This window comes from Streptomyces sp. Y7, assembly GCF_043195415.1.
Classification (GTDB): domain Bacteria; phylum Actinomycetota; class Actinomycetes; order Streptomycetales; family Streptomycetaceae; genus Streptomyces.
Map to the genome: position 1 here is coordinate 434,603 of NZ_JBIDDQ010000004.1, position 21,558 is coordinate 456,160.

Here is a 21,558-nt window from a genome sequence, read left to right on the forward strand (position 1 = left end):
CCGCGTACATGGGGGTGAAAGGTGTCGTCACAGGCGCAGTCTCCCCCCTCTTCTCCCGCCTGCCCACCCCGCCTTCTCCCGCCTGCCCACCCCGCGAAAAAGCGGGGAGCCCTCAGAACAGGGGCTCCGGCAGAACCCCCTCCAGCGCGAGCAGCTTCCGCTTGGTCTCCAGACCGCCCCCGAACCCGCCGATGCCGCCGTCGCTCTCCACGACCCGGTGGCAGGGCACGACGACCGGCAGCGGATTGGCGCCCATCGCCACGCCCACGGCCTGGGCCGCGCCCGGCTGTCCGGCCCGCCCTGCGAGATCGCCGTATCCGACGACCGTGCCGTACGGGACACCGGACGCCAGCTCGCGCAGCACCTGCCGGTTGAAGCCGGAGATCAGCGACCAGTCCAGCGGCAGCTCGAAGTCCCGCCGCGCCCCTTCGAAGTACTGCTCCATCTGGCGTATCGCCTCGGCCAGCAGCGGGGAGTCGGGCGCCTCGACCGGTTCGGTGCCCAGCCGTGAGGCCAGTCGATCGAGCATCGCCTCGCGCACTTTCTGCGTGGCGTGGAAGACGACGCTGACCAGGCCTTCGCGGGTCGCGGCCAGCATGAGTGGACCGATGTCGGTGCCGACGACGGCCCACACGACCTGCTGCTCGTACTGCCCATGGCTGTCCATGCGCCCACCGTACGGCCCACCACTGACAACGCCCCGGGAGCGGGCGCCGTGCGGGCCTCACTTCGCGGGAAAGGCGTCCCGCACCACGTCCGGGGCGTTCGTGATGATGCCGTCGACGCCGTACCCGGCGACCAGCCGGGCGATGCTCGCGTCGTCCACGGTCCAGGTGAAGACCTCCAGCGGCCTGCCGTGCGGCCCCTCGACCGCGTGGACGGCGGCGACGTAACTCGAGGAGATGGACCCGTAGGAAGGATTGACCTGGTCGGCGAAGGCCGCGTAACCGTCCAGGTCCGCCACGGCCGGTGTCCCCAGCAGCCCGGTCTTCACGGCCGGCTTCAGCTCGTGGACGGTCCGCACGCTGGCCGCGCTGAAGCTCTGCACGATCAGCCGGCTCTCCAGGTGCGGCCCGTCCAGCCACCCCTCGTTGTCCAGGACCTTGAGGGTCTGCTGCTCGATGCCCGGGTACAGCTCCGGGTTCTTGATCTCCAGCAGCAGCTTCTGGTGATGCAGCTCCACACGGTCGACGAACTGCTCCAGCGTCGGCACGCGCGCGTCCGCGTACGCCGCGCCGAACCAGCTGCCCGCGTCCAGCCGGGCGATCTCGGCGGCCGTGAAGTCCTTCACCTTCCAGGGCGCGCGGTCGGGGAAGACCTCCTCCGCGTCCGTGGTCCGCCTGAGGTTGTCGTCGTGGACGACGACCAGCTCGCCGTCCTTGGTGCGCTGGACGTCGTTCTCGACCCAGTCGACCCCCAGTTCGGCGGCCTTGTCCACGGCGTACAGGGTGTTCTCGGGGGCATAGGCGGAGGCTCCGCGGTGGGCGATGACCGTGGGCTGGGTCGAGCCCGCCCGGGCGTGGGGGGCGGGGATGAGCAGGGCGGCGGTTCCCAGGAGCGCGGTCGTCGTGGCGGCTACAGCGCGCGCGTGCATGCGTACTCCTCGCGTCGGACGATCACGAACAGCTCAACTGTGACAGCAGAGGGTCAACGGCGGAGGAGTACAGAATGACCACAGATTGAATGGAGTTGCCTGCGCCCGCTCACCTGTGCGGCACAACTGGGGCAAGGCCGTGTTTCTTTGCCGGAAAATCGTTCGACCATTCCGGTGGGGGTTACCCTCTGCCTCAACCCTGACCGTTCGGGCGGTCCTGGGAGGGGGCGCATTTCACGGAGTTCCGGGACGTAAAAGGGCGGAAGGGCAGCCGCGTATGCAGGGCACGATCGACGGATTCAGCTACGGACTCGTCACACCTGTGGTGGCCTACCTCATGGCCTGCCTCGGTGGCGCGCTCGGCCTTCGCTGCACCACCAGATCGATGCTCGTCTCGCGCTCCTGGCGTCCCGGCTGGCTCGCCCTGGGAGCGGCGGCCATCGGCTCCGGCATATGGACGATGCACTTCGTGGCGATGATGGGGTTCACCGTCAAGGAGACGCCGATCCACTACGACAAGGCCATGACGTTCGCGAGCCTCGCCGTCGCCATCGTCATGGTCGGTGTCGGGATCTTCATAGTCGGCTACCGAGGTGCCCGGGGCGCGGCCCTGTTCACCGGCGGAACCATCACCGGCCTCGGCATAGCGTCGATGCACTACCTGGGCATGGCCGGCATGCGGCTCGACGGCAAGCTGGAGTACAACACCTTCACCGTCGCCGTCTCCGTGGTCATAGCCATGGGCGCCGCCACCGCCGCCCTGTGGGCCGCGGGCCAGGTCAGAGGACTCCTGTGGAGCCTGGGCGCGAGCCTCGTCATGGGCCTCGCCGTCAGCGGCATGCACTACACCGGCATGGCCGCCCTCAACGTCCATCTGCACGGCACGGGAGACCCCGCCACCGGCGACTCGCCCGCCGCCCTGCTCGCCCCGATGCTGGTCGGCCCGCTCGCCTTCCTGCTGCTCGCGGGGGCCGTCGTCCTGTTCGACCCGAAGATGATCATGGGGCGTCCGACCGAGGCCCCCGTCGAGCACAAGCCCGGCGTCCCGGCCCACCCCGGCGTCCCGCACCAGGCCCGCCGCCACCCGCTGCGGTACCGCCGCACCGCCGGAACCCGAAGCTCCAGGACCCCGCAGAACCACTGATCGGACCGCGTTGTCAGTGGGGGGTCGTACGGTGGATCCATGCGGCCCGTTTCCAGCATCGAACGCACGGTGGCGCCCTTCGAGGTCGTCAGCCCCTACCAGCCCAACGGCGACCAGCCGGCGGCCATCGCCGAGCTCGCCCGGCGCATCGAAGCCGGTGAGAAGGACGTCGTCCTGCTCGGCGCGACCGGCACAGGCAAGTCCGCGACCACCGCGTGGATGATCGAGAAGCTCCAGCGGCCCACCCTGGTGATGGCGCCGAACAAGACGCTGGCCGCCCAGCTGGCGAACGAGTTCCGCGAGCTCCTGCCGAACAACGCCGTCGAGTACTTCGTCTCGTACTACGACTACTACCAGCCCGAGGCCTACGTCCCTCAGTCGGACACCTACATCGAGAAGGACTCCTCGATCAACGAGGAGGTCGAGCGCCTGCGCCACTCCGCGACGAACTCGCTGCTCACCCGCCGCGACGTCGTCGTGGTCGCCTCGGTCTCCTGCATCTACGGCCTCGGTACGCCGCAGGAGTACGTGGACCGCATGGTCCCCCTGAAGGTCGGCGAGGAGATCGACCGGGACCAGTTGCTGCGCCGTTTCGTGGACATCCAGTACACGCGCAACGACCTCGCCTTCACCCGTGGCACCTTCCGGGTGCGCGGCGACACCATCGAGATCTTCCCGGTCTACGAGGAGCTCGCCGTCCGCATCGAGATGTTCGGCGACGAGATCGAGGCCCTCTCCACGCTGCACCCGCTGACCGGCGAGATCATCAGCGACGACGAGCAGCTGTACGTCTTCCCGGCCTCCCACTACGTCGCCGGCCCCGAGCGCATGGAGCGGGCCGTCAACGACATCGAGAAGGAGCTCGGCGAGCGCCTCGCCGAGCTGGAGAAGCAGGGCAAGCTCCTGGAGGCCCAGCGACTGCGGATGCGCACGACCTACGACCTGGAGATGCTCCGCCAGATCGGCTCCTGCTCCGGCGTCGAGAACTACTCGATGCACTTCGACGGCCGCTCGCCCGGATCCGCGCCGAACACCCTGCTCGACTACTTCCCGGAGGACTTCCTCCTGGTCATCGACGAGTCGCACGTGACGGTGCCGCAGATCGGGGCCATGTACGAGGGCGACGCCTCCCGCAAGCGCACCCTGGTCGACCACGGCTTCCGCCTGCCCTCCGCCCTCGACAACCGCCCCCTGAAGTGGGAGGAGTTCCAGGGACGCATCGGGCAGACCGTCTACCTGTCGGCGACCCCCGGCAACTACGAGCTGTCCCGCGGGGACGGCCAGGTCGAGCAGATCATCCGCCCCACCGGCCTCGTCGACCCGGAGGTCGTCGTCAAGCCGACCGAGGGCCAGATCGACGACCTGGTGCACGAGATCCGCACGCGCGTCGAGAAGGACGAGCGCGTCCTGGTCACCACCCTCACCAAGAAGATGGCCGAGGACCTCACGGACTACTTCCTGGAGCTCGGCATCCAGGTGCGCTATCTCCACAGCGACGTCGACACCCTGCGCCGGGTCGAGCTGCTGAGAGAGCTGCGCGCGGGCGAGTTCGACGTCCTCGTCGGCATCAACCTGCTGCGCGAGGGCCTCGACCTGCCCGAGGTGTCCCTGGTGGCGATCCTCGACGCCGACAAGGAGGGCTTCCTGCGCTCCGGGACCTCCCTCATCCAGACCATCGGCCGTGCGGCACGCAATGTCTCCGGCCAGGTCCACATGTACGCGGACAAGATCACCCCGGCGATGGAGAAGGCCATCGACGAGACCAACCGCCGCCGGGAGAAGCAGGTCGCGTACAACAAGGCGAACGGCATCGATCCCCAGCCGCTGCGCAAGAAGATCAACGACATCGTCGCGCAGATCGCCCGCGAGGACGTCGACACCGAGCAGCTGCTCGGCACGGGATACCGCGCGAAGAAGGACGGCCGGGGCACCAAGGCCCCCGTACCCTCCCTCGGCGACAAGGCGGCCAAGGGCGCGAAGACGGCCAAGTCCGCCAAGGGCAAGGCCAAGGAGACGGTGCCGACCGACCGGCCGGCGGCGGATCTCGCCGAGCAGATCGAGGAGTTGACGGAGCGTATGCGCGCCGCCGCCGCGGATCTGCAGTTCGAGATCGCGGCACGGCTGCGCGACGAGGTGTCCGAGATGAAGAAGGAACTGCGTCAGATGAAGGAGGCGGGACTGGCCTGACGGGGCCGTGAGCGCCGGTCCGCACCGCGGCACCGGCGCCGCCCGCACCGCCGTCCACCCGCTGCCCGTACTCGCTGTGTTGCAAGACCGACACAAAGTGGGGACCGGGGTACGTCACTGTCAGTGTCCCTGCGTAGGGTTCTCGTCATCCGCGGACTCCGCGGCCAACAGGGGACAGTTCGAGAGGGGAATCAGCACGTGACCGTCAACATGACCAAGGGTCAGGCAATCAGTCTGCAGAAGAACGACGGAGGCAGCCTGACCGCGGTGCGCATGGGTCTCGGCTGGCAGGCGGCTCCCCGGCGCGGCCTGTTCGGCTCGCGCACGCGGGAGGTCGACCTCGACGCCTCGGCCGTCCTGTTCGCGGACAAGCAGCCGGTCGACGTCGTCTTCTTCCGCCACCTGGTGAGCGACGACGGCTCGGTGCGCCACACCGGCGACAACCTCGTCGGCGGTGTCGGCCAGGGCGGCGACGACGAGGCGATCCTCGTCGACCTCGCCCGTATCCCGGTCCACATCGACCAGATCGTCTTCACCGTGAACTCCTTCACGGGCCAGACGTTCCAGGAGGTGCAGAACGCGTTCTGCCGCCTGGTCGACGAGACCAACGGCCAGGAGCTCGCCCGCTACACGCTCGCGGGCGGCGGCGCCTACACGGCCCAGATCATGGCGAAGGTGCACCGCAACGGTCCGGGCTGGACGATGACGGCGCTCGGTACGCCGGCCAACGGCCGTACGTTCCAGGACCTGATGCCGGCGATCCTGCCGCACCTGTAGGACACGCGAGGCGGCCCGGCGGGCGGCACACGACACGACAACTGACAAGCAGGGGGACGAAGGCATGACGGCCGAGCTGGTGCGGGGGCAGAACCACCCGCTCTCCCAGGCCCGTCTGGAGATCCGGGTCTCGGGCGGCGCGCCGATCGTGGCCGCCGCCACGCTCGGCGACGAGCAGGGCAGGATCCACGGCGTGGAATGGGTGGCCCATCCCGGCACCCCGACCCTGCCCGGCCTCGAAGTCTCCCGGCAGGCGGCCGCCGACCATCGTCTCGCGGTGGATCTGGACGCCATGCCGGAGGCCGTCCACCGTGTCAGCGTGCTGCTCGCCCTGCCGACCGGGGTCGGCGGTCCGACGCGCTTCGGCGCCGTCCCCACCCCGTTCGTCGCGGTCACCGGCCTCGACGGCGCCGAGGTGGCCAGCTACACCGTCACCGGCCTGGAGGCCGAGTCCGCCGTCGTCGCCCTGGAGCTCTACCGCCGCCAGGGCGCCTGGAAGGTGCGCGCCATCGGCCAGGGGTACGCCGGCGGTCTCGCCGACCTCTTCACCGACCAGGGCCTGGCCCAGGCCCACCAGCTCGCCGGCAGCATCAACGAAGCCGTCGCCCAGGGCGTGGCCCGCTCGATCCCGGCGCCCCCGTCACGCACGGACGGCGACCGCTCCCGGCAGGCGGCCGCACCCGCCCTCGGCCCGGACCAGTCGGGCCCGGCACAGCAGGGCACCTCCGGCTCCACGGCACCGCAGCCGACCTCGCCCTACGGCACCCAGACACCCGGCCAGGCGACCCCGCCGCCGAACTCTCCGTACGGCACGCAGTCACCCGGCATGCCGGGCCAGTCCGCGCCGCAGCCGTCGTACCAGGCCGGAACCGGCCCGACCGACCCCACCCAGCCGACCGCCCCCACCTCCGGCGGCCCCATCGACTACAGCCACCCGCGCCGGCAGAACGCCGCTCCGCCGCCGCCTCCGCCGACCGCGCCCCCGGCGCAGCCCGGACAGCCCGCCCAGCCCGTCGCGGGCGACGCCACCGGCTGGTCCATGGAGGAGCGGCTGTACAACCAGGTGTGGGGCATGTTCGAGGACCTGGCCCGTTCCACCGCCGCCTACCGCAGCGCGGTCGACTTCGCCGAGTCGCGGATGGAGAAGGAGCTCGACCAGGTCCTGTCGGACCCGCGCAGCCGGATCGGCGGACAGGGCGACGCCGCCCGCGAGGCGGCCCAGGCCAAACACGCACAGCTCGTCAACCAGGCCAGGGCCACGCTCGACCGGGACCTCGCCCAGCTCACCGCGGAGGCCCAGGTCGTCGAACCGGCCCTGCCGCCCGCCTACGCCCGCTGGGACAACCCGGTCTGGCACGGCTACCGCGTACCGATGGAGATCCCCATGGCCCTGCGCCTGGGTGAGCTCCACCTGCCCGAGAGCGCCGAGCTGCGTATCCCGATGCTGGTCCGGCTACCGCTGGAGCGTGGCCTGTGGATCGACAGTGGCCGCAGCGGATCACTCGACGGCTCCTTCACCGACTCCCACGACCTGCGCCGCCTCGCGATGGAGACGGCGGTGGCGAACGCGGCCCGGCTGCTCGCCGTCTACCCGGCGGGCGAGTTCACCGTGCACGTCATCGACCCGGCCGGTTCGGGCTCACAGGCACTCGCACCCCTGGTGCAGACCGGGGTGCTCGCGGCTCCGCCGGCCGTGGGCGCGGCCGGCGTCGCGGACGTCCTCGGACGGCTCACGCAGCGCGTCGACCTGGTGCAGATGGCGCTGCGCGGCGGTGCGCCCGACTCCCTGCCGCCCGGCTTCGACACCTCCCAGCAACTGCTGATCGTCAACGACTTCCCGCACGGCTTCGACGACCGGGCCGTCAACCAGCTGCGGTACCTGGCGGACGAGGGTCCCGCCGTCGGTGTCCATCTGATGATGGTCGCGGACCGCGAGGAAGCGGCCGGCTACGGCCCGCTGCTGGACCCGCTGTGGCGTGCGCTGCTGCGTCTGACCCCCGTGGCCGACGACCACCTCGCCGACCCGTGGGTGGGGCACGCCTGGACCTACGAGCCCTCGCTCGTACCGCCCGGCAGTCAGGTCCTCCAGCAGGTCCTCACACAGGTCGCGGCAGCACGGGCCAAGCACTGGTAAAAGCCCCCTGACCTGCGAACTTGGTACTTCTTTTGCCAATCACTTTACCTTTCCTTGGTGATTGGGGTACTGTTTGTTCCACGGAGGGGAGTACTCCCTGTCTGCTGCGACGTACCCGTCAATACGGATCCGGCCAGATCCCGGGGCGTCGGCCCATCGTGGGTGGAAGAGACCTCCGGCGCGCGACGACGCTGACATCTGCCGTTACGTACTGCCGGAGGCGCAGTGGAAGTTTCTACGACCCTGTGGGTCTTGACCATCGTGGGCCTTGCCGCCCTGATCGCGGTCGATTTCTTCATCGGCCGTAAGCCACACGACGTATCCATCAAGGAAGCCGGAATCTGGACGGTCGTCTGGATCGCCCTGGCGGGCCTCTTCGGGCTCGGCCTGTTGATCTTCGGCGGCGGACAGGCCGGCGGCGAGTTCTTCGCCGGCTTCATCACCGAGAAGTCGCTGAGCGTCGACAACCTCTTCGTCTTCGTTCTGATCATGGCGAAGTTCGCCGTGCCGTCCCAGTACCAGCAGCGGGTGCTGCTGGTCGGTGTCCTCATCGCGCTGGTGCTGCGGGCCATCTTCATCGCCGCCGGCGCCGCGATCCTCGCCAGCTTCGCGTGGGTGTTCTACATCTTCGGCGCCTTCCTGATCTGGACCGCCTGGAAGCTCATCCAGGAGGCCCGGTCCGGCGACGAGGAGGAGGAGTTCGAGGAGAACAAGCTGCTGAAGGCGGCCGAGCGCAGGTTCGGTGTCGCCGACCGCTACCACGGCACCAAGCTGTGGATCCGGGAGAACGGCAAGCGGGTCATGACCCCGATGCTGGTCGTGATGCTCGCGATCGGTACGACGGACGTGCTCTTCGCCCTGGACTCCATCCCGGCCATCTTCGGCCTGACGCAGGACCCGTACATCGTGTTCACGGCCAACGCGTTCGCGCTGATGGGTCTGCGGCAGCTGTACTTCCTCATCGGCGGTCTGCTGAAGAAGCTGGTCCACCTCAGCTACGGCCTGTCGATCATCCTCGGCTTCATCGGCGTGAAGCTGGTGCTGCACGCGCTGCACGAGTCCGGGGTCCATGTCCCCGAGATCAGCATTCCGGTCTCGCTCGGCGTGATCTGCTCGGTCCTGATCGTCACCACGATCACCAGCCTGAGGGCCTCCAAGAAGCAGGCGGCGGCCGAAGCGGCGCAGGAGCGGAGCGATGGCGCTCCGAAGGACAGCATCGACGTCTGACCATGTCGGACGTAGGAAGAACCATCACCGGGGGTGGTGCTCGGCGAATTGCCGAGCACCGCTCCCGGTGCTTCTTTGGGTGCTGGATGTCCTCGCCGGGGGACACCACGGCCGGGGGTGGAGGCACCTGTGGACGCACCCATGAAGTTCGTACAGATCATCGAGTTCGAGACCGAGCGCATCGACGAGATGCGGGAGCTGGCCCGGGAGACGGACCAGCGCATCGAGGGCCGCAGCGGCGGCCCCACGCGGCGGCTCGTCATCAAGGACAGGGCGCACACCAACCGCTACCTCGTGGTGATCGAGTTCGACTCCCACGAGGACGCGATGCGCAACAGCGAGGACCCCGAGACGACCAAGTTCGCGGAGCAGATGGCCGCGCTGTGCACCAGGCCGCCGTCCTTCACGGACTGCGACGTACAGGAGATGACCGATTTCGCGTAGCGACACAAGAAGCACGGGGGCCCCGCACCCGAAGGGCGCGGGGCCGCCCGACCGCCGTCCTGACCACCGCACAGACCAGAATGCGAACCCTCAACCCCTCTGCGACGATCGCTCCATGATCGATCGGCTCAGGTCGCTCACGACGGGGTGGACGTACCTCGTGCCGGTGCTCGCGGTCGTCCTGCTGGCCTTCACCTGGGGGCGGGACCTGCCCGGCGCGGTCGTCGCCGTCGTGACGCTGGTCCTCGCGGGCGCCGTCCTGGCCGCCGTGCACCACGCCGAGGTGGTCGCGCACCGCGTCGGCGAGCCCTTCGGCTCGCTCGTCCTCGCCGTGGCCGTCACGATCATCGAGGTCGCCCTGATCGTGACCCTGATGGTCGACGGCGGCGACAAGAGCTCCACCCTCGCCCGCGACACGGTCTTCGCCGCCGTGATGATCACCTGCAACGGCATCGTCGGCCTGTGTCTGCTCGTCGCCTCGCTGCGGCACCGCACGGCGGTCTTCAACCCCGAGGGCACCGGCGCAGCACTCGCGACCGTCGCGACCCTCGCCACGCTCAGCCTGGTGCTGCCGACGTTCACCACGAGCAAGCCCGGCCCGGAGTTCTCCACGGTCCAGCTGACGTTCGCCGCCGTCTCGTCGCTGATCCTGTACGGCCTCTTCGTGACCACGCAGACCGTGCGGCACCGCGACTACTTCCTCCCCATCACCCGGCAGGGCGAGGTGATCGACGGTGACGACCACGCCGACGCGCCCTCCGCCCGCACGGCGCTGGTGAGCCTCGGGCTGCTGGGCCTGGCCCTGATCGGCGTGGTCGGCCTCGCCAAGGGAGTGTCGCCCACCATCGAGGACGGAGTGGCGGCCGCCGACCTGCCGCATGCCGTCGTCGGCGTGATCATCGCTCTGCTGGTGCTGCTCCCCGAGACGATCGCCGCGCTGCGCTCCGCCCGCCGTGACCGTGTGCAGACCAGCCTGAATCTCGCGCTCGGCTCGGCGATGGCCAGCATCGGACTGACCATCCCCGCGGTCGCCCTGGCCTCCGTCTGGCTCACAGGCCCGCTCGTCCTCGGCCTCGGCCCCACGCACATGGTGCTGCTGGCCCTGACGGTGGTGGTGAGCTCGCTGACGGTCGTACCGGGGCGGGCGACGCCGCTCCAGGGCGGCGTCCACCTGGTGCTGTTCGCGGCGTACCTGGAACTCGCGATCAATCCCTGAACCCGCCCCGGCTGCGGAGCCCGTCACCCGGTGGCGGGCTCCGCAGCCGCGACAGGCACCGGACGCGTCTCGGGCAGCAGCGTGAAACACGCCAGGCTGAGCAGCGCGACGCCGGTCAGATACGCCCCCACGCCCCACGGCACCCGACCCGAGCTCTGCTCCACCAGCGCGGTCGCCACGATCGGCGTCAGCGCGCCCCCGACGACACCGCCGAGGTTGTAGCCCACCGCGGCGCCCGTGCAGCGCACCCGTGGCTCGTACAGCTCCGGCAGATACGCGGCGATCACGGCGAACATCGTGATGAAGGCGAGCATCGCGCCGAGGAAGCCCAGGAACATCAGCAACGGCTCACCCGTGGCGAGCAGCGCGACCAGCGGGAACATCCACAGGGCGGACGCCGTGCACCCGATGAGGCACAGCGGCCGCCGCCCGTACCGGTCGCCGAGGATCGCCACCAGCGGCGTCAGCGAGCCCTTCACCACCACCGCGCCCATGATGCAGGTCAGCATGACGCCGCGGCTCACACCCAGCCGTTCGGTGGCGTACGCGAGGGACCAGGTCGTCACGGTGTAGAAGATCGCGTACCCGACCGCGAGCGCTCCGGCCGTCAGCAGCACCAGCCGCCAGTGGTCGCGTACGACCTCGGTGAGCGGCACGCGCGCGTGGTCGTCGATTTCCAGGAACCGGGGACTCTCGGCGAGCGACGACCGCAGCCACAGCCCCACCAGCGCGAGCACTCCCGCCGCCCAGAACGGCACGCGCCAGCCCCACGCGGCGAACTGCGCGTCGGACAGCGTCGCCGACAGCCCCAGCACCACACCGTTGGCGAGCAGGAACCCCAGCGCCGGCCCGACCTGCGGAAAGCTCGACCACAGTCCGCGGCGGCCAGGGGGCGCGTGCTCGACGGTCAGCAGGACGGCCCCGCCCCACTCCCCGCCGAGCCCCAGCCCCTGGAGGAAACGCAGCACGAGCAGCAGCAGGGGAGCGGCCACGCCGATCGTGTCGTACGTCGGTACGCAGCCGACCGCGACCGTGGAGGCGCCGGTCATCAGCAGTGAGGCGACGAGGACCGGCCGGCGTCCGTGCCGGTCCCCGATGTGCCCGAACAGCACCGACCCGAGGGACCGTGCCACGAAGCCCACCCCGAAGGTGGCGAAGGCGGCGAGGGTTCCCGCCACCGGCGAGAACGTCGGGAAGAACAGCGGTCCCAGGACCAGTGCGGCCGCGGTTCCGTAGACGAAGAAGTCGTAGAACTCGATGGCCGTCCCGGCGAGCGAGGCGGCCGCGAGCCGCAGCATGGACGGGGGTGACTTGACTGAGCGTACGTCGTGCATGCTGCGTCAACTACCCAGCGTGATCGCCGGTTACGGGGGCGTGCGGGCGCGCTGGAGCTCGGTCAGTACGTGACGGTGATGCGCCGGGCAGGGCCGTCGACACGGACGGTGCCGCCGTAGGGGATCACGAGTTGCGGATCGGTGTGGCCGAAGTCCACGTCGAAGACGATGGGAGTGTTCGGGGCATACATACGCATGGCCCGCAGGACGGCTTCGCGCTGGTCCGTGGCGTAACGGACAGCCTCCTCCGGGCCGTTGGGGCGCTCGAACGACCACGTCTTCGCCCGCCCCATCAGGAGGGCGGAGAAACGCTGGAGCAACCCGCGCTCGCCCATGTTCCGCAGGGTCCAGAACACCTCGTTCGCGCTCGGCATCTCCTCCGACGTCTCCAGCAGCAGCACCTCGCCGTCGTACGCGGAGAGGTCGCGCGCGATCTCCCGGTCGGCCATGAGCAGCCAGCCGACGATCTCCAGGCAGCCGCCCCAGGTCCGGCCTTCCACCACCCGGTCGCCGTTCACCCAGGTCCATCCCGCGGCGGGCCGTGTCTCCGGCTCCGCGTCGAAGGTCGCGGGGTCGGCCCAGTCGCGGTTGATGTCGTTCCAGCGCTCGGCGGGCCCGAGTTCGTACTCGCCCGACGTGAACAGCGCGGCCCGCAACGAGTCGGCGGTCTGCGGGTGCATGGCGCCCGGGCGGCCCAGCTCGCACATCACGCTCGTCCCGTGGTAGCCGACGATGCCGGTGTTGCGCAGGAACATCAGCAGGTTCGTGTTGTCGCTCATCCCGAAGAACGGCTTCGGATTGGCCCGGATCAACTCCCGGTCCAGGAACGGCAGCACGGTGATCTGGTCGTCGCCGCCGATCGAGGCGATGACCGCCTTGACACCGGGGTCGGCGAACGCCGCGTGGATGTCGTCCGCCCGCTCCTGCGGCGTAGCGCCCATCTTGCGGGTCGTCGGGTACTCGACCGGTTCGAGTCCGTACTCCTTGCGCAACCGCTCCAGGCCCAGTTCGTAGGGGAGCGGGAACAGTCCGGGCAGGCCCGCGCCGGGCGAGATGACGGCGACGCGGTCGCCGGGGGAGGGCTTGGCAGGGTACGAGATCGGGGTCATGTCCGGAGGGTAGGGGGCGATGCGTGCTCGGTGCATCGTGATAAACCGGGGTCTGAGCAGCGGTCATCGACGCACCGCCGCACCTCGAACGGACCGGAGGAACCGTGCCCCGCACCCTGGCCAACGCCCCGATCATGATCCTCAACGGCCCCAACCTGAACCTGCTCGGCCAGCGCCAGCCGGAGATCTACGGCTCCGAGACCCTCGCCGATGTCGAGGCCCTGTGCGCCAAGGCGGCGGCCGCGCACGGCGGCACGATCGACCTGCGCCAGTCCAACCACGAGGGCGAGCTGGTCGACTGGATCCACGAGGCACGGCTGAACCACTGCGGGATCGTGATCAACCCCGGCGCCTACTCGCACACCTCCGTGGCGATCCTGGATGCGCTCAACACGTGCGACGGCATTCCTGTGTTGGAGGTCCACATCTCCAACATCCACAAGCGCGAGTCCTTCCGGCACCACTCCTACGTCTCGCTGCGCGCTGACGGGGTCATCGCCGGGTGCGGTGTGCAGGGTTACGTGTTCGGTGTGGAGCGGGTCGCGGCGCTGGTGGGGGCGGGGCAGGCGACCACGTGACGCGGCCCTCCCGCGGGTGCCGGAGGGCGAAGACGTAAGGACCGCCCGCCCTTGCGAGGCGGTCCTTACAGGCGCCCGGCCTCCACGATGCGCCGCAGGAAGCGTCGCGTGCGCTCCTGCTGCGGGTCACTGAAGAGCCGCTCGGCCGTGCCGTGCTCCAGCACCACCCCTCCGTCCAGAAAACAAACCTGGTCGGCGACCTCGCGGGCGAACCCCATCTCGTGCGTGGCCAGCACCATCGTCATTCCGTCCGCCTTCAAGTCACGCACGACGGCGAGGACCTCGCCCACGAGCTCCGGGTCGAGGGCGGCGGTGATCTCGTCGAGCAGCAGCAGTCGCGGACGTACGGCCAGGGCGCGGACGATCGCGACCCGCTGCTGTTGGCCGCCGCTCAGTCGGTCCGGATACTCGCCCGCCTTCTCGGCGAGCCCCAGCCGCTCCAGCAGCTCACGCGCGTGTGCCTCGGCCTCGGCACGGGACTGCCCGTGCACCCGCCGCGGGGCGAGCGTGATGTTCTCCAGGACCGTCATGTGCGGGAAGAGGTTGTACGCCTGGAACACCACGCCGATACGGCGCCGTACGGCGTCCTGGTCGACGCGCGGATCGGTGATCTCCTCGCCGTCCAGCCAGATGGCGCCGTCGTCGATCTCCTCCAGCAGGTTCGCGCACCGCAGCAGCGTGGACTTGCCGGAGCCGGAGGCGCCGATCAGCGCGGTCACCGTGTGCGGCGCGAGCTCCAGGTCGACGTCCCGCAGCACCACCGAGCCGCCGAAGGTCTTGCGGACGGACTCCATGCGCAGCACGGGCGCGTCGTTCACGGTTGCGTCGCTCACAGGGCACCTCCTTGGGCGCGCCGGCGGTCCATCCGGGCCGTCACCCAGTCCGTGAACCGCGTCATCGGGATGGTCAGCGCCACGAAGATCAGGCCGGCGACGATGTAGGGCGTGTAGTTGAGGCTGCGGCCCACGATGATGTCCGCGGCCCGTACGGCGTCCACTGCGCCGCCGATCGACACCAGCCCGGTGTCCTTCTGCAGCGACACCAGGTCGTTCAGCAGGGGCGGCACCTGACGGCGTACCGCCTGGGGCAGGACGACGTGCCGCAGCGCCTGCCGGTTGGTCAGGCCGAGCGAGCGTGCCGCGGCGCGCTGCGAGGGGTGCACGGACTCGATGCCCGCGCGGAACACCTCGGCCACGTAGGCCGAATACGTCAGGGTGAGGGCCGTGCCGCCCAGCAGCACCGGATCGACGGTCACGCCTTGGAGCCGCAGCGCGGGGACGCCGAGGACGACGATCATGAGGTTAATGATGAGCGGAAGGCCCCGGAAGAAGTCCGTGTAGGCGGCGGCCAGCACGCGCAGCGGGAAGAACACCGGCCCCCGCAGCGTGCGGGCGACGGCGATCAGCATCCCGAGGACCAGCACGCAGGCGCCGCAGATCAGCAGCAGCCGGACGTTGAGCCACAGTCCTTCGAGGACCTTGGGCAACGCCTCGCGCGCGTATCCCCAGTCGAAGAAGGTCTCCTTGGTGCGCGGCCAGCCCGGGGCGTTGACCACGACCAGATAGAGGACGACACCGGTGACCAGGGTGGAGAGGGCGCCGATGGCCGTGGCGCGGAGGGCGCGGGCCCGCTTGTGGCGCTCCCGGTCGAGCCGCCGTTGGGAGGGGACGTAGCCGTCGTCCGCGCCGGGCATGCCGGCGTCGCCGTCCGCGTCCTCCTGGCCGGACTCCTCCTTCGTCACGGTCACTTGAGCACCGGGGCGTCCACGGCGTCGGACAGCCACTGCTGTTCCAGCCTGTCCAGGGTGCCGTCCTCCCGCAGGGCGTCCACTGCCTCCGTCACGCACGGCGTCAGCGCGCTGCCCTTGTCGAGCACGAGCCCGAACTGCTCGGGCGTACCGCCCTGGTTCTCGAACTGACCGACGATCGTCGCGTCCGTCACCTCGGCCGCGGTGATGTAGAAGGCGGTCGGCAGGTCGACCACGATGGCGTCGACCTGCCCGTTCTTCAGCGCCGACTTGGCCTGGTCGTTCTTGGCGTACGCGGCGGGCTCCTGGGTCGGCTTCACCACGTCGTCGATGTAGTTCAGGCTGGTGGTGCCGACCTGAGCGCCCAGCTTGAGGCCCTTCAGATCGGCGACGCCCTTCGCCTTGGCCGCCTTGCCGTCCTTCAGCGCGATGACGGCCTGGCGGACGTCGTAGTAGCCGGACGAGAAGTCCACGGCCTTCTTGCGCTCGTCGCTGATCGACACCTGGTTGATGTCGAAGTCGAAGGTCTTCTCGCCGGGCGCGAAAGCCTTGTTGAACGGGACGCTCTGCCAGACGACGGCGCTCTTGTCGTAGCCGAGTCGCTGCGCCACGGCGTAGGCGACCGCGGACTCGAAGCCCTCGCCGTTGGCCGGCTTGTCGTCCTTGAACCAGGGTTCGTAGGCCGGTTCGTCGGTGGCGACGGTCAGCCTGCCGGCGGTCTCGGTGCTCAACTCGCCCTTGGCGCACGTGTTTCCGGCCGAACCCGACGGCGCGTCGGCGGCCTTCTCGTCCGGTTGCGGAGCGCAGCCGAGAGCGGTGGCGAGCAGGGCGGTCGTTGCGACGGCGACGGCGCGGCGCAGCGCGCGGGGGGCAGGATGCATGGCGCGAGATTGACAGTACATCGTCGACTCTGTCGAGGTCACGACGGTGAATGTCCGCATATTGGGAACGGGTGTTGCGGTCCTGTGAACGCGTCCCGTGGGAGATCGCCGGGGCCGCCGGTCGAGGGCGGGGATGGAGAGACCGGCGGCCCTTTCCGCTCAGGAGCCGTCATCCTTCGCGGGGCTGCTTCCAGTTGACTGCGCAACAACGCGCGCCGGGAGCGCGCGCATGACACCAGCGTGTGTGAACGGTTCACACGGGGCGCGTGCGCGGGGGCGCGTGGTCGCTGACCACGCGCCCTTGAGCGTTCTCGTTCACCGACCGCACGTGTTGGCCCGGTGGGCGTTCGCCGGCCCCTGGTGTCGGTCTGTTTCGGATGCGCCGGTCCTTGGTGAGGGTCCGGTTCACATGTACCGGTCCCCCGTGCTGGACCGGTTCGCGGTCACCAGCCCCGTGCGTGCCACTCGGGCAGATGCGGGCGCTCGGCGCCCAGCGTCGTGTCGTTGCCGTGCCCGGGGTAGACCCACGTCTCGTCGGGCAGCGTGCCGAAGATCTTCGTCTCCACGTCGTGGATCAGGCTGGCGAACGCCGCCGGGTCCTTGCGGGTGTTGCCCACGCCGCCGGGGAAGAGGCAGTCGCCGGTGAAGACGTGCGGATGCCCGTGCGGGTCGTCGTAGACGAGGGCGATGGAACCCGGCGTGTGCCCCACCAGATGGCGCGCGGTGAGCTCCACGCGCCCCACCCGGATGGTGTCGCCGTCATCGACCAGGACGTCGGTCGGCACCGGGATGCCGTCGGCGTCGTCCCGCCCCGCGTACGTGCGCGCGCCGGTGCCCTCGACGACCGCGGCGAGTGCCTGCCAGTGGTCGCCGTGCTGGTGCGTGGTGACGACGGACGCGATGCCGTCGTCCCCGATCATGCCGAGCAGTGTGTCCGCGTCGTTGGCGGCGTCGATCAGCAGTTGCTCGTCCGTGGCCCGGCAGCGCAGCAGATAGGCGTTGTTGTCCATCGGGCCGACCGCGATCTTGGTGATCATCAGGTCCTTGAGCTCATGCACGTCGGCGGGGCCACCGACCGTCACCTGTCCGCTGTACGTCATGGCGGCAGCCTATAGCGGCGGGACGGCCCGTGGCCCCCCGGCGCTACAGCGGGGGGAGCGACGGCAGCGCGCCGCCCTCCGAGGTCAGCCCGGCCCCGTCGCGGCGCCCGGCGAGCCAGCCGAGCAGGTCGGGTGCGGCGCCTCGCACGGTGACCTCGGGGGCGTCCGCCTCCCGGCCCGTGCTCCACGCGTGCGTGCCGTCCGTGAGCCGGGTCGGCGGCACATCGGCGTGCCCGCTGAACCGGTCCGCGAGAAAGTCGATCTCCCGCTCCACGAACTCCGCCGGCAGGTCCTCCAGCTCGTACCCGATACCGAGGTCGACGTGGTGCAGCTCCACCTCGACCCACCGCCGGAACGGCACCCGGGCCGCCGCGTCGGTGACCCCGTTGCGCAGTTCCACCGTGCGCGCCCAGTCCGCGGGCACGGCTCCCGCCTCCTGGAAGCGGTTGCCGCTCTCGCGCACGTCCGTGAGCTGGTCGTCGAGGGGGCGCGGGGCGTCGCGGTCGATGTCGGCGTCACGGGCGGTGGCGGAGACGTACATGGGACGGCCCTGGAGGACGTTCACGAGGGCGTCCGCATTGCGGGCGATGTGCGCGAGGACATGACCGCGGCTCCAGCCGGGGAGCCGTGACGGCTCGGCCACTGACGCGTTGTCCAGTTTTGCCGCTGCGGTGAGCAGCCGATCGGTCGCTTCACGTACAGACACCAGGTCACGAGCGTGATCAATCATGGTGCTGACATTAGTCCCGCCACACCTTTGGGTGAAGGTGGTGAACGAGTGCCGTAAATCGAATGCACGTGCTATAGGCTCGTTCGTGACGTCGGGCATGCTGGATGGCCGGGGATTGTTGACGCATCCGGGAATCCGACCGGCGTTGTCAGTGGCTCCCCCTAGTCTGAGAAAGCACGGGGGGACTCGAGTCCGAGAACACACGGGGGCCTCGCCTCCGTGTCACTTCTCTCAAGAAAGGTGCGGACCGGCGTGGCCGACCGTCTCATCGTCCGTGGCGCGCGCGAGCACAATCTGAAGAATGTCTCGCTCGACCTGCCGCGCGACTCGCTCATCGTCTTCACGGGCCTGTCGGGGTCGGGCAAGTCCTCGCTGGCCTTCGACACCATCTTCGCCGAGGGACAGCGGCGCTACGTGGAGTCACTGTCGTCGTACGCCCGGCAGTTCCTCGGTCAGATGGACAAGCCGGACGTCGACTTCATCGAGGGTCTGTCCCCGGCCGTCTCCATCGACCAGAAGTCGACCTCGCGCAACCCGCGCTCGACGGTCGGCACCATCACCGAGGTCTACGACTACCTGCGTCTGCTCTTCGCGCGCATCGGCAAGCCGCACTGTCCCCAGTGCGGCCGGCCGATCACCCGCCAGTCGCCGCAGGCCATCGTCGACAAGGTCCTGGAGCTGCCGGAGGGGAGCCGCTTCCAGGTGCTCTCGCCGCTGGTGCGCGAGCGCAAGGGCGAGTTCGTCGACCTCTTCGCCGACCTGCAGACCAAGGGCTACTCCCGCGCGCGGGTGGACGGCGAGACGATCCAGCTGTCCAGCCCGCCCACCCTGAAGAAGCAGGAGAAGCACACCATCGAGGTGGTCGTCGACCGCCTCACGGTGAAGGACTCCGCCAAGCGCCGGCTCACCGACTCCGTGGAGACGGCCCTGGGGCTTTCCGGCGGCATGGTCGTGCTCGACTTCGTCGACCTCCCCGAGGACGACCCCGAGCGCGAGCGCATGTACTCGGAGCACCTGTACTGCCCCTACGACGACCTCTCCTTCGAGGAGCTGGAGCCGCGCTCCTTCTCCTTCAACTCGCCGTTCGGCGCCTGCCCCGAGTGCACCGGCATCGGCACGCGCATGGAGGTCGACCCCGAGCTGATCGTCCCCGACGAGGAGAAGTCCCTCGACGAGGGCGCCATCCACCCCTGGTCGCACGGCCACACCAAGGACTACTTCGGCCGTCTGATCGGTGCCCTCGCGGACGCGCTCGGCTTCCGGACCGACATCCCCTTCGCGGGCCTGCCGCAGCGTGCCAAGAAGGCCCTGCTGTACGGCCACAAGACGCAGATCGAGGTCCGGTACCGCAACCGGTACGGCCGCGAGCGCGTCTACACGACGCCCTTCGAAGGGGCCGTCCCCTTCGTCAAGCGCCGGCACAGCGAGGCCGAGAGCGACGCCAGCCGCGAGCGCTTCGAGGGCTACATGCGCGAGGTGCCCTGCCCCACCTGTGAGGGCACGCGCCTGAAGCCGATCGTCCTCGCGGTCACGATCATGGAGAAGTCGATCGCCGAGGTCTCCGCGATGTCGATCAGCGACTGCGCGGAGTTCCTGGGCGAGCTGAAGCTCAACGCCCGCGACAAGAAGATCGCCGAGCGTGTGCTGAAGGAGGTCAACGAGCGGCTGCGGTTCCTGGTCGACGTCGGCCTGGACTACCTCTCGCTCAACCGCGCGGCCGGCACGCTCTCCGGCGGCGAGGCGCAGCGCATCCGCCTGGCCACCCAGATCGGCTCCGGACTCGTCGGCGTGCTGTACGTCCTCGACGAGCCGTCCATCGGTCTTCACCAGCGCGACAACCACCGGCTGATCGAGACCCTCGTCCGGCTGCGCGACATGGGAAACACGCTCATCGTCGTCGAGCACGACGAGGACACCATCAAGACCGCCGACTGGATCGTCGACATCGGCCCCGGCGCCGGTGAGCACGGCGGCAAGGTCGTGCACAGCGGCTCCCTTAAGGAACTGCTCGCCAACGCCGAGTCGCAGACCGGTCAGTACCTGGCCGGCAAGAAGGCGATCCCGGTGCCCGACATCCGGCGCCCGCACGACCCGTCCCGGCTGCTCACGGTCCACGGTGCCCGGGAGAACAACCTCCAGGACATCGACGTCTCGTTCCCGCTCGGTGTGTTCACCGCGGTCACGGGCGTGTCCGGATCCGGCAAGTCGACGCTGGTCAACGACATCCTGTACACGCACCTGGCCCGCGAACTCAACGGCGCCCGCAACGTCCCGGGGCGGCACACGCGGGTGGACGGCGACGACCTCGTCGACAAGGTCGTGCACGTCGACCAGTCGCCCATCGGCCGCACCCCGCGCTCGAACCCGGCGACATACACCGGCGTCTTCGACCACATCCGCAAGCTGTTCGCCGAGACGACCGAGGCGAAGGTCCGCGGCTACATGCCCGGCCGCTTCTCCTTCAACGTCAAGGGCGGCCGCTGCGAGAACTGCGCGGGCGACGGCACCATCAAGATCGAGATGAACTTCCTCCCGGACGTGTACGTCCCGTGCGAGGTCTGCCACGGCGCCCGGTACAACCGGGAGACCCTGGAGGTCCACTACAAGGGCAAGTCCATCTCCGAGGTCCTGAACATGCCGATCGAAGAGGCCATGGACTTCTTCGAGGCCGTCCCGGCGATCAACCGCCACCTGAAGACGCTGAACGACGTCGGTCTCGGCTACGTCCGGCTCGGCCAGTCGGCGACCACCCTGTCCGGCGGTGAGGCGCAGCGCGTGAAGCTCGCGAGCGAGCTCCAGAAGCGTTCCACCGGCCGTACGGTCTACGTCCTCGACGAGCCGACCACCGGTCTGCACTTCGAGGACATCAGCAAGCTGCTGAAGGTCCTCTCCGGCCTGGTCGACAAGGGCAACACGGTCATCGTCATCGAGCACAACCTCGACGTGATCAAGACCGCCGACTGGCTCGTGGACATGGGCCCCGAGGGCGGCGCCGGCGGTGGCCTGGTCATCGCCGAGGGCACGCCCGAGGAGGTCGCCGCGGTGCCCGCCAGCCACACCGGCAAGTTCCTGCGCGAGGTCCTCGGCGCGGACCGCATCAGCGACGCGGCCTCGGTCAAGGCCCCGCGCAAGGCGGCTGCGAAGAGGACCGTCGCGGCCGGCACGGCGGCGAAGAGGACGGCGACGGCCAGGACGACGAAGGCGGCCAACAACAAGGCCACCGACAAGGCGGCCGGGGCCACGAAGAAGGCGGCCGCCAAGAAGACGACTCCCGCGAAGAAGACGACGCGGGCCCGCAAGGCCTGAGTCGGGCGACCGGCGAGTCCGAAGAAATACCGAAACGGGCGGCGCCCCGC

18 protein-coding genes are annotated in these 21,558 nt (G+C 69.6%); 9 read left to right on the top strand and 9 right to left on the bottom strand.

Annotated elements, in window-relative coordinates; genetic code table 11:
• Positions 1–112 precede the first annotated feature (112 nt).
• Both ACGFW6_RS15475 and ACGFW6_RS15480 read right to left on the bottom strand, forming a co-directional pair.
• Positions 113–667 (bottom strand): methylated-DNA--[protein]-cysteine S-methyltransferase, encoded by a 555-nt coding sequence (locus ACGFW6_RS15475; protein WP_393508747.1) that lies wholly within the window; start codon positions 665–667, stop codon positions 113–115.
• A 57-nt stretch (positions 668–724) separates the two neighbouring features.
• Positions 725–1,594, bottom strand: coding sequence for a glycerophosphodiester phosphodiesterase (locus tag ACGFW6_RS15480; protein ID WP_393508749.1), 870 nt, complete (start codon positions 1,592–1,594; stop codon positions 725–727).
• Positions 1,595–1,871: 277 nt separating this feature from the next.
• On the opposite strand from ACGFW6_RS15480, the gene ACGFW6_RS15485 reads away from it, so the two are divergent.
• From ACGFW6_RS15485 to ACGFW6_RS15515, 7 genes are all read left to right on the top strand, one after another.
• Positions 1,872–2,738 (top strand): MHYT domain-containing protein, encoded by an 867-nt coding sequence (locus ACGFW6_RS15485; protein ID WP_393508752.1) that lies wholly within the window; start codon positions 1,872–1,874, stop codon positions 2,736–2,738.
• A gap of 39 nt (positions 2,739–2,777) precedes the next feature.
• A complete protein-coding gene (gene uvrB, locus ACGFW6_RS15490) occupies positions 2,778–4,925 on the top strand; it encodes an excinuclease ABC subunit UvrB (RefSeq protein ID WP_393508755.1) in 2,148 nt (715 codons plus the stop codon).
• 198 nt (positions 4,926–5,123) lie between these two features.
• Positions 5,124–5,702, top strand: coding sequence for a TerD family protein (locus ACGFW6_RS15495; protein ID WP_380851736.1), 579 nt, complete (start codon positions 5,124–5,126; stop codon positions 5,700–5,702).
• Positions 5,703–5,766: 64 nt separating this feature from the next.
• A complete protein-coding gene (locus ACGFW6_RS15500) occupies positions 5,767–7,836 on the top strand; it encodes a TerD family protein (RefSeq protein ID WP_393508758.1) in 2,070 nt (689 codons plus the stop codon).
• Positions 7,837–8,061: 225 nt separating this feature from the next.
• Positions 8,062–9,063: a TerC/Alx family metal homeostasis membrane protein gene (locus ACGFW6_RS15505; protein ID WP_030967239.1), complete on the top strand. Its 1,002-nt coding sequence runs from the start codon at positions 8,062–8,064 to the stop codon at positions 9,061–9,063.
• A 141-nt stretch (positions 9,064–9,204) separates the two neighbouring features.
• Positions 9,205–9,507, top strand: a complete 303-nt coding sequence (locus ACGFW6_RS15510) for a hypothetical protein (RefSeq protein WP_393508762.1) — start codon at positions 9,205–9,207, stop codon at positions 9,505–9,507.
• 115 nt (positions 9,508–9,622) lie between these two features.
• Entirely contained in the window at positions 9,623–10,723 is a 1,101-nt protein-coding gene (locus ACGFW6_RS15515; RefSeq protein WP_393508764.1) for a calcium:proton antiporter, read from the top strand.
• A gap of 23 nt (positions 10,724–10,746) precedes the next feature.
• Here ACGFW6_RS15515 and ACGFW6_RS15520 read toward each other — a convergent pair whose 3' ends face one another.
• Both ACGFW6_RS15520 and ACGFW6_RS15525 read right to left on the bottom strand, forming a co-directional pair.
• Positions 10,747–12,021 (bottom strand): MFS transporter, encoded by a 1,275-nt coding sequence (locus tag ACGFW6_RS15520; protein ID WP_393508841.1) that lies wholly within the window; start codon positions 12,019–12,021, stop codon positions 10,747–10,749.
• A 98-nt stretch (positions 12,022–12,119) separates the two neighbouring features.
• Positions 12,120–13,166 carry a S66 peptidase family protein gene (locus tag ACGFW6_RS15525; protein ID WP_393508767.1) on the bottom strand — a complete coding sequence of 349 codons (1,047 nt, stop codon included), beginning with the start codon at positions 13,164–13,166 and terminating at the stop codon, positions 12,120–12,122.
• 104 nt (positions 13,167–13,270) lie between these two features.
• Between ACGFW6_RS15525 and aroQ the strand changes: the two genes are divergently transcribed.
• Complete coding sequence (gene aroQ / locus ACGFW6_RS15530; protein ID WP_393508770.1) at positions 13,271–13,744, top strand: type II 3-dehydroquinate dehydratase; 474 nt, start codon at positions 13,271–13,273, stop codon at positions 13,742–13,744.
• 65 nt (positions 13,745–13,809) lie between these two features.
• On the opposite strand, the gene ACGFW6_RS15535 is transcribed toward aroQ, so the two are convergent.
• The 5 genes from ACGFW6_RS15535 to ACGFW6_RS15555 all read right to left on the bottom strand — a co-directional run bounded on the left by ACGFW6_RS15535 (position 13,810) and on the right by ACGFW6_RS15555 (position 18,202).
• The gene (locus ACGFW6_RS15535; protein WP_393508844.1) at positions 13,810–14,538 is read right to left on the bottom strand and encodes an amino acid ABC transporter ATP-binding protein; all 729 of its coding nucleotides are present in this window, start codon (positions 14,536–14,538) and stop codon (positions 13,810–13,812) included.
• 35 nt (positions 14,539–14,573) lie between these two features.
• Positions 14,574–15,491 (bottom strand): amino acid ABC transporter permease, encoded by a 918-nt coding sequence (locus ACGFW6_RS15540; protein ID WP_393508773.1) that lies wholly within the window; start codon positions 15,489–15,491, stop codon positions 14,574–14,576.
• Positions 15,488–16,372 carry an ABC transporter substrate-binding protein gene (locus ACGFW6_RS15545; protein WP_393508776.1) on the bottom strand — a complete coding sequence of 295 codons (885 nt, stop codon included), beginning with the start codon at positions 16,370–16,372 and terminating at the stop codon, positions 15,488–15,490. The genes ACGFW6_RS15540 and ACGFW6_RS15545 overlap by 4 nt, the downstream gene beginning before the upstream one ends.
• 443 nt (positions 16,373–16,815) lie before the next feature.
• On the bottom strand, positions 16,816–17,472 hold the full coding sequence (locus ACGFW6_RS15550; protein ID WP_393508779.1) for an MBL fold metallo-hydrolase: 657 nt from the start codon (positions 17,470–17,472) through the stop codon (positions 16,816–16,818).
• Positions 17,473–17,515: 43 nt separating this feature from the next.
• Positions 17,516–18,202, bottom strand: coding sequence for a maleylpyruvate isomerase family mycothiol-dependent enzyme (locus tag ACGFW6_RS15555; protein ID WP_393508782.1), 687 nt, complete (start codon positions 18,200–18,202; stop codon positions 17,516–17,518).
• Between the two features lie 252 nt (positions 18,203–18,454).
• Here ACGFW6_RS15555 and uvrA point away from each other — a divergent pair, with 252 nt between their 5' ends.
• Entirely contained in the window at positions 18,455–21,508 is a 3,054-nt protein-coding gene (uvrA, locus tag ACGFW6_RS15560) for an excinuclease ABC subunit UvrA (protein ID WP_393508785.1), read from the top strand.
• Positions 21,509–21,558 lie beyond the last annotated feature (50 nt).